The organism is Sporosarcina sp. P19 (assembly GCF_002743165.1).
Classification (GTDB): domain Bacteria; phylum Bacillota; class Bacilli; order Bacillales_A; family Planococcaceae; genus Sporosarcina; species Sporosarcina ureae.
On sequence record NZ_PDYR01000010.1, the window covers coordinates 84,052 to 97,092 of the forward strand.

13 protein-coding genes are annotated in these 13,041 nt (G+C 39.2%); 2 read left to right on the top strand and 11 right to left on the bottom strand.

Annotated features, from left to right (window positions below):
* Positions 1-209 precede the first annotated feature (209 nt).
* Complete coding sequence (locus tag CSV74_RS11675; protein ID WP_099691780.1) at positions 210-1,442, bottom strand: amidohydrolase family protein; 1,233 nt, start codon at positions 1,440-1,442, stop codon at positions 210-212.
* On the bottom strand, positions 1,443-2,537 hold the full coding sequence (locus CSV74_RS11680; protein ID WP_099691781.1) for a hypothetical protein: 1,095 nt from the start codon (positions 2,535-2,537) through the stop codon (positions 1,443-1,445).
* Positions 2,538-2,720: 183 nt separating this feature from the next.
* Between CSV74_RS11680 and CSV74_RS11685 the strand changes: the two genes are divergently transcribed.
* Positions 2,721-2,942, top strand: coding sequence for a hypothetical protein (locus tag CSV74_RS11685; RefSeq protein ID WP_099691782.1), 222 nt, complete (start codon positions 2,721-2,723; stop codon positions 2,940-2,942).
* A gap of 363 nt (positions 2,943-3,305) precedes the next feature.
* On the opposite strand, the gene rlmD is transcribed toward CSV74_RS11685, so the two are convergent.
* The 4 genes from rlmD to CSV74_RS11700 all read right to left on the bottom strand — a co-directional run bounded on the left by rlmD (position 3,306) and on the right by CSV74_RS11700 (position 7,242).
* A complete protein-coding gene (rlmD, locus tag CSV74_RS11690) occupies positions 3,306-4,670 on the bottom strand; it encodes a 23S rRNA (uracil(1939)-C(5))-methyltransferase RlmD (protein WP_099691783.1) in 1,365 nt (454 codons plus the stop codon).
* Positions 4,671-4,736: 66 nt separating this feature from the next.
* Positions 4,737-4,871, bottom strand: coding sequence for a cytochrome bd oxidase small subunit CydS family protein (cydS, locus tag CSV74_RS17050; RefSeq protein ID WP_255407648.1), 135 nt, complete (start codon positions 4,869-4,871; stop codon positions 4,737-4,739).
* Between the two features lie 11 nt (positions 4,872-4,882).
* Complete coding sequence (locus CSV74_RS11695) at positions 4,883-5,908, bottom strand: cytochrome d ubiquinol oxidase subunit II (RefSeq protein WP_099691784.1); 1,026 nt, start codon at positions 5,906-5,908, stop codon at positions 4,883-4,885.
* On the bottom strand, positions 5,905-7,242 hold the full coding sequence (locus CSV74_RS11700) for a cytochrome ubiquinol oxidase subunit I (protein WP_099691785.1): 1,338 nt from the start codon (positions 7,240-7,242) through the stop codon (positions 5,905-5,907). The genes CSV74_RS11695 and CSV74_RS11700 overlap by 4 nt, the downstream gene beginning before the upstream one ends.
* Before the next feature lie 316 nt (positions 7,243-7,558).
* Between CSV74_RS11700 and CSV74_RS11705 the strand changes: the two genes are divergently transcribed.
* Entirely contained in the window at positions 7,559-7,990 is a 432-nt protein-coding gene (locus CSV74_RS11705) for an NUDIX hydrolase (protein WP_099691786.1), read from the top strand.
* A gap of 117 nt (positions 7,991-8,107) precedes the next feature.
* On the opposite strand, the gene CSV74_RS11710 is transcribed toward CSV74_RS11705, so the two are convergent.
* The 5 genes from CSV74_RS11710 to gatC form a co-directional block, all read right to left on the bottom strand.
* A complete protein-coding gene (locus CSV74_RS11710) occupies positions 8,108-9,031 on the bottom strand; it encodes a diacylglycerol kinase (protein WP_099691787.1) in 924 nt (307 codons plus the stop codon).
* A 75-nt stretch (positions 9,032-9,106) separates the two neighbouring features.
* Positions 9,107-9,676 (bottom strand): thioredoxin family protein, encoded by a 570-nt coding sequence (locus CSV74_RS11715; RefSeq protein ID WP_099691788.1) that lies wholly within the window; start codon positions 9,674-9,676, stop codon positions 9,107-9,109.
* A gap of 98 nt (positions 9,677-9,774) precedes the next feature.
* On the bottom strand, positions 9,775-11,205 hold the full coding sequence (gene gatB, locus CSV74_RS11720) for an Asp-tRNA(Asn)/Glu-tRNA(Gln) amidotransferase subunit GatB (RefSeq protein ID WP_029054964.1): 1,431 nt from the start codon (positions 11,203-11,205) through the stop codon (positions 9,775-9,777).
* Between the two features lie 2 nt (positions 11,206-11,207).
* Positions 11,208-12,671, bottom strand: coding sequence for an Asp-tRNA(Asn)/Glu-tRNA(Gln) amidotransferase subunit GatA (gene gatA / locus CSV74_RS11725; protein ID WP_099691789.1), 1,464 nt, complete (start codon positions 12,669-12,671; stop codon positions 11,208-11,210).
* Between the two features lie 56 nt (positions 12,672-12,727).
* Positions 12,728-13,015 (bottom strand): Asp-tRNA(Asn)/Glu-tRNA(Gln) amidotransferase subunit GatC, encoded by a 288-nt coding sequence (gatC, locus tag CSV74_RS11730; protein ID WP_029054966.1) that lies wholly within the window; start codon positions 13,013-13,015, stop codon positions 12,728-12,730.
* Positions 13,016-13,041 lie beyond the last annotated feature (26 nt).

Here is a 13,041-nt window from a genome sequence, read left to right on the forward strand (position 1 = left end):
TTCATATCATGTCTTCTACTAACTTTATTAATATCGGATTATTTTGCCTGGTTTGAAGTGATAAAATGCCTTTCGTTTATTACCAATTATCCACTCGGGGTACATGAGTGACTGTCACTTAAAAATAATTTCAGGTCTCCCTAAATTATGTTCATTTTATATAGGAAATGAATTCTTCATTGTGCCCGATTTGCACTGTGCAATGCTATTTAACTTCGTTTTTTACGGTCAATTACTTTTTCGCCTCGAAAGAAAACTTTACTTATACTTTCAACACTTGTAATTTCTAAACCTGGAATACCTTCTGCTACTAGGAAGTTGGCATCCAATCCTTGCTCTAATCTTCCAAAACTATTTTCCCGGCCTAATAATGCTGCTGGATTTGCAGTAAGTAATGCCAAAATTTCATTTTCACCGTAGTTATTTTCTTTTAACAGGTTCATGGCAGGATGGGCAATTAACATTAATACATCAGGCCCCCTCAATGTCTGATCCTTAAATGGCAGCCAAGTATTTCCTTGATATGGCGGTAAATAAGCATCTGTTGAAATTGAGACAGTAATATTATTATTCACTAGTCTAAGAACTTCTTCTGGAGAATTAGGAGGCAAATGAGTTCCACCCATGGGGGTAGCAACTATTTCCACATGTTGTTTTGAAGCCTGTTCTATTAACTCATCCGTGATGCCATGTGCATGGTGCAAAACATCCACTTCGGCATCTAGTGCCATTTTTATACTATACTCACCAGCTACATGAACACCAACCCGCTTTCCACACTGATGGTATATTTCTACAATCCGTTTTAATTCCTCTAACGTATAAATGACTTCTCCTGCCCTTGGTACTTCATCTACAGTAAAGTTTGCCGGTGTTGCATTAATAAATATGTTTTCGCCTGGATAGTCACTTGCTTGCGCAATCATTTGTACCACATTCGGGTCAATTAAATCTGCTTTCTCGACGATTTTTGAATGAGTAACTGCCGTGAAATGAGCTAGCTTTTCGAAGCCAATCGATATGCTTGTCGTTGCAAAAGAAACATCCAACGGCATATTTAAAACAGCCTTCCGGTAATCGTTAATAGAAAAATCAAAGTGTGGATGTCCACATATTTGTTCTCCCACTGCTGTTATTCCTGATGATAGAGTATCTAAAAGAAGTGCTTTACCTACATCAAAATGATCAATTGGTAGGTCAGGATATAGTGAAGATGGTGCAAACTCTAGTAGATGAGTGTGGCAATCAACTAAAGAGGGCGTAATGACGTAAGCCGAGTAATCAATAACAAAGAAACTTGGATACCGTTTTTGAAGCTTCCTCCAATTTCCTAAATCTAAAATTTTCCCATTTAAAACTACCAAAGCCCCGTTTTCAATCGTCCCTAACCTGCTGACAGTAACAATCTTTTTCCCTTTTATGATATAACCAGCACTCTCCATCTAGTTCACCAAAAACGGCGTTAAGAAGACCGCCAATGCCCAAGTAGTTGCGAATCGAAGGATCAAGCCTATCAATGCGGCTTTTAAAGCTTCTTTTTCGTTGAGATTGGATGTTTCTACCCAAGTTACAGGTACCTGACCAAAGATAACGGATAAGGGTAAACCAGAGTTTGCCAATACAAACGCTCCTACAATCAATTGGGGATCTACTGTACTTGGTAACTCTGCAAGTTGAGCAACCGCCAGCGTAGGTGCTGCAAGTATTGAAATAATTCCCTTTGTAGGCTCAATACTCATAAATGCTAAGACAGTTGATAAAGATGCTTCAATAGCCCCCCAAACACCAAAAAACTTTAAAGCTCCTATAAAGAAAAACACAGCTGCAACTGCTGGAATTATGATTAATAAAAGAAGCTCTACACCTTCTTTTGCCGAGGTAAAGATTGTTTGAAGAAATCTCGTTTTCGGGGTGAAACGAGGCAAATATTCTAATTCGATTCCTTTTGTATCTCGATAAATCGTTTTTGACAAAATAAATGGGACTACTATAATAGGGAGGAATATTGAGAAAATCACAAGTGGAAATGCATGAATACCATATATTGACAAAGCGATTAGTCCTAACACTAATGTCGCAAAAGATTGAGGTGATTGAATCATTGTCGCTATGGCAATTTTCTGCTCATCTTTAGTAGCTTTAGCTTTGACAAGAATCGGTCCTGAAATTTTTCCTGCTGCATTAATATCACCAAGGATATTATAAACACTGGGGATCATAACAGATGGGTTTATTTTCAGCCATTTCATAACTGGAACAAATAGTCTGATTAAGCCATCAGTAAAACCTAACCGTTCCAATAATCGCCCAAAAATAACACTAACGATAATGGCAATGCCTACTTCGCTTGTTAAAAATACATCTACTACGATTGGTTTAACTTCTTCAATTATTATGTTAAAGAAATTGGCAAGTAAATTAGGAGCAAATAATAAAATAATCAATGAGAGTAACACTAACAAGATCCCAATTTTTTCAATAACATACCATTTAGATCTCGAGGACTTAACTTTAGTAGATGCTTGTTTGTTCTTCATATCATGCCCTCCTGCCGTTTTACTAATTTATGTGCAAATGCAACAGTTTGTGTTTGTCTAAGTAAAGAGCACCTGCGTGACAAACAAATAAGTACGTATAACCACTTGTCCACGTTCTATTTAACAATCATCTTCATAAAATGAATATATACCAATACTCATCTTAAATAAGGGGATTAGAATATGTATGCCATTCATTATCGTGAAAACAAAATTGAGGTACTCAATGTAGCATCACGGATAATTCCAGCCGTGGATGAAAAAGTAAGGATAAAAGGGCGAAATGGAAAAATCATAAGTGTTGAGAAGATAGGAGAGACTAAGTATTTTGTGAATGTCGAGTTTGAAAAGATTGTTGAAAAAAGCAATACAAACTTTAGAAGTATTGGTATGAAAAGAAAATGACTTTCTATTGATCAGTGCATAGTGAGAATTCAAAATGCCTGTGCAACATTGAATTCAATGTTGCACAGGCATTATTTATTAATCGTTGCTGATCATCCACAATATTACATTCTGTATTCAATACCTTCTTATTATGCATTATAGGTAACAACAAAAAGCGTGTTTGTAGACTTTGCACTTCATCTATATGAACGTTGATATAATGACAAAGCTAATTTCATTCCAGCTAATCTCTTAAATATTCTTTATATTAATTCTTATTGAACTAAGGTCATCAGTAAATCCCCCGAATCGTTCGTCCGAGGGAAACATAAAACACACTTTACTATTCAACTGAAAACCGATAAATCTAACGCTACCAAACTATGTCAATTCCAGCCAAGCTACGCACTCCACATGACTACTATGCGGGAACATATCTACCGGCTGGACTTCCTTCGTGCGATAGCCCCCATCTTCAAGAATGCGTAAATCTCGCGCCAATGTTCCTGGATTACAAGACACATACACAATCTTCTTCGGCTTATACGTTAGAATGGTTTCTAGTAATTTTTCATCGCACCCTTTACGTGGTGGATCAACGACTAATACATCAAACTGCTTACCTTGCGCGTACCACTTTGGAATAATCTCTTCTGCAGGTCCTGCTTCAAAACGTGCGTTGGTAATATTGTTTAGTTCCGCGTTACGCTTTGCATCTTCTATCGCCTGCGGCACTATTTCAACTCCGTATACTTCCTTCGCTTGTTTAGCCAAGAACAATGAAATCGTTCCTATTCCACAATACGCATCCACTACCGTTTCATTTCCAGTCAGGTTCGCATAATCAAGTGCCTGTTGGTACAAGACTTCCGTTTGAACAGGGTTAATTTGATAGAAAGAACGTGCTGAAATCTCGAATTCAGTATCTCCAATTCGATCAATGATGACATCTGCTCCGTATAAATTAATCATTTCGTCCCCCATGATGACGTTTGTATTCGCTGTATTCACATTTTGCATAATAGACGTCACATTCGGTAACTGTTGTTGAATTAATTCGACTACCGCGTCTTTTTGTGGGAATTTTCTATGTCGAGTCACAAGTACAACCATTACTTGACCCGTCTGACGTGCTTTTCTAACGATTAAGTGACGTAGCATACCTTTGTGTGTATGTTCATCATACGTCTCGATTCCAAGCTGTTGAAGCTTATACTTAAGCAGTGTCATCAGTTCGTCTGCTTCTTTCGTTTGGATCAGACAAACATCTGTATCCACGATGTGATGCGTACGAGCTTTATAGAAGCCAGTAATTACGCGGTCGTTCTCCGTATCAAATGGTATTTGTGATTTATTGCGGTAACGCCACGGATCGTCCATCCCTTTTACTTCATGCACAGGCACGTCAGGAAGCTTAGCAATTCGGTTCATTACATCGCGGACAGTTTTACGTTTCTGAATCAACTGGCTTTCATAAGACAGATGCTGCAATTGGCAGCCTCCACATGTCGGGAATACATGACAAGGCGGTGTCACACGGGATGCGGAAGGTTCCACGATATTCAGTAACTTGGCGAATCCGTATTTTTTCAATGTCTTCAATACATGAATATCGACTGTTTCCCCAGGCAATGTCCCTTGAATAAATAAAGGATAGCCTTCTACTTTCGCTACGCCCGCTCCATCATGTGTTAGATCTTCTATAGTCACTCGTATTTTTTCGTTTTTATTTACTGCAAAGCTCATGATCTTTCCTCCATCTTTCAGATACTTCTAGTGTACCATGGGAAGCAAACAAAAAAACAGACGTAATCACACGTCTGTTTTTTCACTGTTTTCATATTCATTCTTTGTCACTGCATCGTCTTTCAAGACTACAAAGAACGATAGTGCGATACCTGCTATGATGACCAAAAAAGGTGCATAGAAAATCAAAAATTCGTTCATCTTTACTCCCCCTATGCATGGTAATTTTCTTTTCCTTTTACATATTCTTTATTGAACAAGAACATACGTAATAGTAAATAAAGCGATGGAATTAGCAGAAATAATCCACATATAAATGCAATGATTAAAGCAATCGCCATGGCTTGGTTCGTAAAGCTATCATAAATAGTCAAATACGGGTAGAGCAAATATGGATAATGTGATGCACCATAACCAAAGAAGGCGAACATGAATTGTCCTATTAGTAATCCGAATGCTGCACCATATTGACGCTGTTTCCAAATGAAGTAAACCGTTCCCAAAAACAATATGAACGATATTAGAAACATAGGCCAGAATCTTTGAATACTCTCGTAATGTAACGGGTTATGTTTACGTAATTCGAATATAATTCCACCAGCGGCAATGATCGTCGGCAATGCCCAGATGAGTGCATACTTCCTCAAAAGTTGCGTCGCCTCGCGATCCCCGGCTTTATTCGCATACCACGTCAAAAATGCTGATGAGATATACAGTGTTGCCGCTATGCTAAGTACTACAATTGACCACGTAAGCGGACTGGTGAACAACTTCCAGTAATCTAAGACCGGTTGCCCATTTATTAACTCAATAAATCCGCCTTCAGAAATAGTCAATACGATCGACAGCGATGCAGGAAGTAATAAACCCGTTGAACCATAGGCAAATGAATATCCTTTATGACCACGGGCTCCATACGTCTCAAATGCATAGTACGAACCTCGGACTGCTAGAAGGATAATGGCAAAGCTAACCGGGACTAGCAATGTAGTGCCATAATAAAAGGCGGTCTTCGGAAAGAACCCAATAATTCCTACAAAGAAGAATACTAGAAAAACATTCGTTACTTCCCAGACTGGTGACAAATAACGCTGAATGACATTAGTCAATATTCGCTGTCGGCCGGTAAATAAACTATACGCATTGAAAAAACCAGCACCAAAATCAATTGCACCAATCATAATATAGCCGAACAAAAACACCCATAATACCGTAATTCCTAGAATTTCGATATTCATCGAATGTCACCGCCTTTCTCCTGTTGCCGATCCACGATTTCTTGTTCAACAGGATTCCTAATGAACATTCTCCTTAATACAACCACACTACCGATACCGAGAACGAGGTATAGAAGTGCAAAGAGTACGAGCATAGTCGGTACTTGCCCACTAGTTGTCGCACCTTCGGAAGTGCGCATAATATTGCGTAATATCCACGGCTGACGTCCTACTTCTGCTAACCACCAACCCGCTTCAAGTGAAATGAAAACGAGGGGTCCCCCTATAACGATTAGCCATCGAAATAAGCGAGACTGGATAAATGACCATCTTCGCCACATACCAATCCAGTATACAGCCGACAGCATCAACAGTAGCATTCCGATCGTTACCATAATATCAAAGAGGTAATGGATATACAGTGGAGGTGTATCTTCTTCAGGAAACTGATCCAACCCAACGACTTCAGCACTAGGTACACCGTGCGCTAAAATAGATAGTGCATACGGTATTTTAATGGCGTACTTAACTTCCCCATCGTCCAACACACCATACAGAATTAAAGGAGCATTTTCTTCTGTCTCGAAATGCCATTCAGCCGCTGCCAGCTTTTCAGGTTGATACTCAGCTAAATACTTTCCTGATAAATCACCAACCAATGCGGCACTTACACTGAAGATGAATCCCACTTTCAAAGTCAGATATAAAGCTTTTTTATGGTAGACATGATTCGAACCACGCAACAAACGAAACGCTGCAATGGCAGCCAATAAAAAGGCAGATGTCATATAAGCTGTCCCGACTACGTGTGCCACTTTTGTGGGCATGGCAGGATTGAACATTGCTACAAGAGGATTTACGTTGATTAATTCCCCATTTACTAAATTAAAGCCTTGTGGTGCATTCATAAAGGCGTTTACAATGGTAATGAATACTGCAGAGAATGAAGCTCCAAGCGCAACTGGAATAAGAAGTAGAAAATGTTTCTTTTGATTTTCAAAACGATCCCATGTATATAAGTAAATACCAAGGAATATTGCTTCAAAAAAGAATGCGAATGTCTCCATGAATAATGGTAAAGCAATCACATTTCCCGCCAGCTCCATAAAGTTTGGCCATAATAAAGACAGCTGCAACCCAATTGCTGTTCCAGTCACAACCCCAACAGCTACAGTGATGACGAAACCACGTGCCCAACGTCTGGCTAGCAAGATATAATGCTCATCGTTTTTCTTAATCCCAACCCATTGGGCCAGCATGATCATAAGTGGGACACCCACTCCAATGGTTGCATAGATAATATGAAATGATAACGTCAATTCAGTCAACACTCTGGAATAAAAGACTGAGTCCACTCAATCCACCTCCTTCTTACGAAAATAGTCTGCCAATAATTGATAGTAGCATGATACCCGCAACAATAAATGCCAACCACATCAGACGCTTTTCTTGTCTTTTATACACATCATCACTCCCTGTGTAGTTCTATTTTAGGGTTTCCCCTAAAACCCATTTCAATAACCTATATATCTAAATAATTTTGTTGAAATTTAGACGTATTTTCATATTCATAACACACCTAATTGTTGTATACTAATTGATTAACTCATTTCTCTTGTAAATCTCATTAATTTACAGTATAATGGATTAACTAATGAGAGGTGAAAGTGAATGAAAAGAGTAAAAAGAAAAGTAATAGCGTATATTACAAAAGGGGAAGGCAGACACCGTAAATTGCTTGTTTATGAGCAAAAAGATCAGCCTGAAGCAGGTTTACGAGTTCCTGGTGGTACAATTGAACGCAACGAACTACTATTGGATGCATTGTATCGAGAAATCGAGGAAGAATCGGGTATAGTGCGTGATGAACTTATACTAGAAGGTAAAGTTAAAGCTTCAAAATATTTCCCAGAAGATAAAAATGTAATTTATGAACGTACGATTTTCCATTTTTCCTATTTAGGAGAAAGCAGGCATGAATGGGAATATATCGTAGAAGGTGAAGGTAAAGACGCAGGTCAATTACTCAGTTATCGTTGGATGCCGTTGCAAGAAGTTCCAAAGTTAGCTGCTAAACAAGGAGAAGCGATTGAATACATCTAATATCGACCTGATACGATGCGTATTGCATCGGGCTCACCCCATTAATTTTTCACAATAAAAGACTATTCCATCCGAACGTTAGAACTTCGACTGGAATAGTCTTTTTACTTTTATATTTTAATGGATTTTCTTCACTTGATCTTGTGGACGTAACTTCTCTAGTGGTACGAACATCTCAACATGTTGATACAAGTTCTGGAAAGTAGCGGGCAACACACCACCATATTCTCCATCTAAGTTTAACAATACTTCATTTTTGGAAGTGACCACAATTTTTTCCGCCTTCGCTGAAACAACTAATGGATCATCCATATGTTCTCCGCGAGAAGCTAATGTGACCACACGTATAAATTCTGCGATATTACATTTCTTTAAAATAAGCAATGTGAAGTATCCATCGTTAATACTCGAGTCAGGTGCTAATTTTTCAAACCCACCAACTGAGTTCGTCAAACCAATCAAAAACATCATGGCTTCTTCGTCAAACACATTTCCATCATACTCAATACGAAGATGACTGGAATGTATAGAAGGTAACATTTCAATACCTTTTAAATAATAAGCTAGCTGGCCAATTACTGTTTTGAGACGGCTTGGTACTTCATATGTTAATTCCGTCATTCGACCGCCACCTGCTATATTAATAAAGTAGCGATCATTCATCAAGCCTACATCGACCGGAATGGAATCTCCTTGGCAAATAATATCTACAGCGTCATCAATTTCTCTTGGAATACGCAACGCTCTTGCGAAATCATTCGTTGTACCCATAGGAATTAAACCAATTTTTGGGCGTTTATCAAAATGGCCGATACCTGCAACTACTTCATTGAGCGTCCCATCGCCGCCAGCAGCAATAATAACATCGAATCCTCTGCGAACCGCGTCTCGTGCTGCTACTGTAGCATCACCTTCACGAGTTGTAGCGTGAGCGGATGTTTCATACCCCGCATTCTCCAATTTTTCGAGGACTTCTGCTAAATGTTTACGGAAGACTTCTCTTCCTGCAGTAGGATTATAAATAATGCGTGCACGTTTCATACACTTTCCCCTCGATCCTTTCGCGTCTGAAACAAGTCAGACCTTTGCCATTTTCAAATGGTTTCTTACAAATAGTTACTTAGACAATTGTAAAACAGGAAGCCATGTCGAACGAATATCACTATAAACAGCAAGCCAATTTTCAGGCTTAGATGTATATTCAGACATCAACTGAGAATAAAACGCTTTTTGTTTCTCTTCAAAATCAGATGCATCTTTAGCTGGTAACTTCGCGCGACCATCCATCACATATTTCTGAAGAACCGGTGCTCGAGGTCCCCACTTTTCGACTACCTCACCTGCTGCATTTAATAGTAGATACATGGGAATCGAGCGTCCGCCATTTGTCAAATATCTGTCAATTAGCTCTGGATTCTCATCCCTCAACACAGCGCGAACATTTATATTGGCAGCTTCCGTAATCTTCCGAAGGATTGGATTATTCAGCATCGCATCACCACACCAGTCTTCTGTAATGACTAATACATGAGGTTGTTTTTCTTTCAGCAATTCAATAAATTCATCATCCTGTGGTACTTCAAATGCATTATAGATCAAAAAACTGTTTTCCTTATGTGTTTCCATTTTGTCCATATACGTTTGAAGTGATACAGCTTCTTCAAAATATTGTTGTTCTGTTTTCAATACAATCCCCCCTGTTTCACTGTATAAGTTAACGTGGAAAAACGTCCAGGATCAGACTATTTTGGCCTCTCCTGGAACGTTTTCATTTGATTGATAGATTAACGCTTCTTGATCTCTTCCATCAATAATTTATTAACAAGCGGTGGATTGGCTTGTCCTTTTGTTGCTTTCATAACTTGTCCTACTAAGAACCCAACTGCGCGATCCTTACCATTTTTAAAGTCTTCAATTGATTGTTCATTGTTGTCCAAGATGTCTGTAATGATTGTACGTAATGTACCTTCATCAGAAATTTGAACAAGTCCTTTTTCTTTGACGATATCAGCAGGATTTCCGCCTTTTTTCACAAGGTCAATAAATACTTTTTTCGCGATTTTAGAAGAAATTGTACCATCTGTAATCAATTTCACAAGCTGCGCCAAGCTTTCAGGTGTCAATGGAGTGTCATGTAGTTCTTTCGATTCTGCATTTAGATAAGCTGATACATCGCCCATCAACCAATTGGAAGCCAATTTTGGATCCGCTCCAGCTTTTACTGTTGCATCAAAGAAATCAGACATTTCCTTTGTTAAAGTTAGTACGTGTGCATCATATTCCGGTAGATCCAGTTCAGATACATAACGTGCTTTACGAGCATCCGGTAATTCTGGGATTTCTTTACGAACACGATCAATCCATTCTTGTTCGATGTGAACTTCAGGCAAGTCTGGATCGTTGATAAAACGGTAATCATTGGCACTGCCTTTGATTCGCATCAATACTGTGTCGCCAGTTGCTTCGTCATAACGACGAGTTTCTTGTTGAATAGTACCACCAGACAATAGAATTTTCTCTTGACGTGCTACTTCATTCGCAATGCCGCGGCGAATAAAATTAAACGAGTTCAAGTTTTTCAACTCTGTTTTTGTACCAAATTTCTCCTGACCGAATGGACGCAGTGAAATATTTGCATCACAACGAAGTGAGCCTTCTTCCATACGTACATCAGATACGCCTGTATATTGAATAATCGCTTTTAGTTTTTCCAAAAATGCATATGCTTCCTCTGGAGAACGTACGTCTGCTTCTGTAACAATTTCAATTAACGGCGTTCCTTGACGGTTCAGGTCTACTAATGAATGACCATTTTCCGTATGCGTCAGTTTTCCTGCATCTTCTTCTAAATGTACACGTTCAATGCGGATTTTCTTCTTCTTACCGTCTACTTCAATTTCAATCCAACCATTTGCTCCTACAGGACGTTTGTCTTGAGAGATTTGGTATGCTTTCGGATTATCTGGGTAGAAGTAGTGCTTGCGGTCAAAGTTCATGATCGGCGCAACGTCACAGTTCAATGCCATAGACGCCTTCATTCCAAATTCAACAGCTTTTTTATTTAACGTAGGTAAGACACCAGGATATGCGATGTCTGTTACGTGAATATTCTTATTTGGCTCTGCACCGAAATGAGCAGGTGCTGGAGACATGATTTTAGTGTCTGTTTTAAGCTCTACGTGGATTTCTAATCCGACAATTGTCTCGAAGTTCATGATTATTTCCCCTCCTGAATCGATGGAGTACGCTTGTGGAAATCTGTAGCTTGCTCATAAGCATGAGCGACTTTGTATAATGTTTCCTCGTCAAAGTGCTTACCCATAATTTGCAATCCAACCGGTAGTTCATTAACGAAACCACATGGTACGGATAATGCTGGACGGCCTGTAAGGTTCGCAGGTACAGCCAAGACATCATTTGCATAATGAACGAGTTGATCTCCGCCAGTTTCGCCAAGCTTAAATGCTGTTGTAGCAGTAGTTGGTCCGATGACTACATCATACTTTTCAAATACAGTATCAAAGTCTTGTGCGATCAATGTACGCGTCTTTTGTGCGCGTACATACAAATCCTCATGATGATCCGCACTCATTGCATACGTTCCGAAAATAATACGTTTTTTCACTTCATCGCCAAATCCTTCTTGACGTGTACGGAAATATGCTTGCTCTAGGTTTTCAGCATTTTCTGTGTGATAGCCATAACGCAATCCGTCAAAACGTGAAAGATTGGATTGAGCTTCCGAAGAAGAAATTACATAATACGTAGTTGGCGCATATTGAATATATGGCAATTCTACTTCTTCACAAACCGCTCCAAGGGATTCCAATACAGTAATTGCTTCTCTCACTGCTGTAGCAATTTCTGCATCAACACCTTCACCTAGGTAAGGTGTTGGAACTGCCACTTTTAGACCATTAATATCGCCTGTAAGAGCTTCCGTGAAATCAGGAACCGCTTTTGCTGAAGATGAACTATCATTGTCATCTTCACCTGCGATTACGCTAAGCAATAATGCATTATCTTCCACAGTGCGTGACAATGTACCGATTTGATCAAGTGAAGAAGCAAATGCTGTTAAACCGAAACGTGAAATACGACCGTATGTAGGTTTCATTCCAACAATTCCACAGAATGCAGCTGGTTGACGAACCGAGCCGCCAGTATCCGAACCAAGGGATAGTGGGACTTCTCCTGCTGCTACTGCTGCTGCAGAACCACCTGAAGAACCACCTGGCACATAATCTGTATTCCATGGGTTTAATGTATTACCGAAATAAGATGTTTCAGTTGTAGAACCCATTGCAAATTCATCCATATTGAGCTTCCCCATATTAATGGCACCGGCAGCTTCTAATTTATCTATAGCCGTTGCATTATAAACAGGTACAAAGTCTTCCAACATTTTACTTGCACATGTTGTCGTCATATCTTTTGTTACAATATTATCCTTAATTCCGATTGGAACTCCAAAAAGACTGCCACGTGTATTAGCAGCTTCTTGATCAAGCTGTTCTGCACGCTTTGTTGCCTCTTCTTTTGCGACGTGAATGAACGCGTGAATTTTCTCTTCTCGTTGTTCAATCGTTTGTAATGTTGCTTCTGTTATTTCTTTAGCAGTAACTTCCCCTTTTTGTAAAAGAGCTTGAAGTTCTGTTGCTGTTTTACTAGTTAACGTCATCACTTTTCCTCCTACTATCATTGTGCCATGAATGGTATTCTATACTGCGAATTCGATTACAGGATATCTGGGACCTTGATAAGTCCATCTTCCTGATCTTCTGCACTGGCTAGCATTACTTCACGGTCCAAGATATCTTTTGGCTCATCTTCACGTAAGACGTTGATCATAGCAACTGGATGCGTCATAGGTTTTACGTCTGTAACATCCACTTCTTTTAAATTACTTACACTTTCAATCAAATCTGCTATCTGTGCAGAGAATTTTTCTTTGTCTTCCTCGGAGAGGCCAATACGGACGAAATCCGCAAAATACTTGACGTCTTCATTCGAAAATGTTGTCATACATTGTTCCTCCTCATTTTGCAATC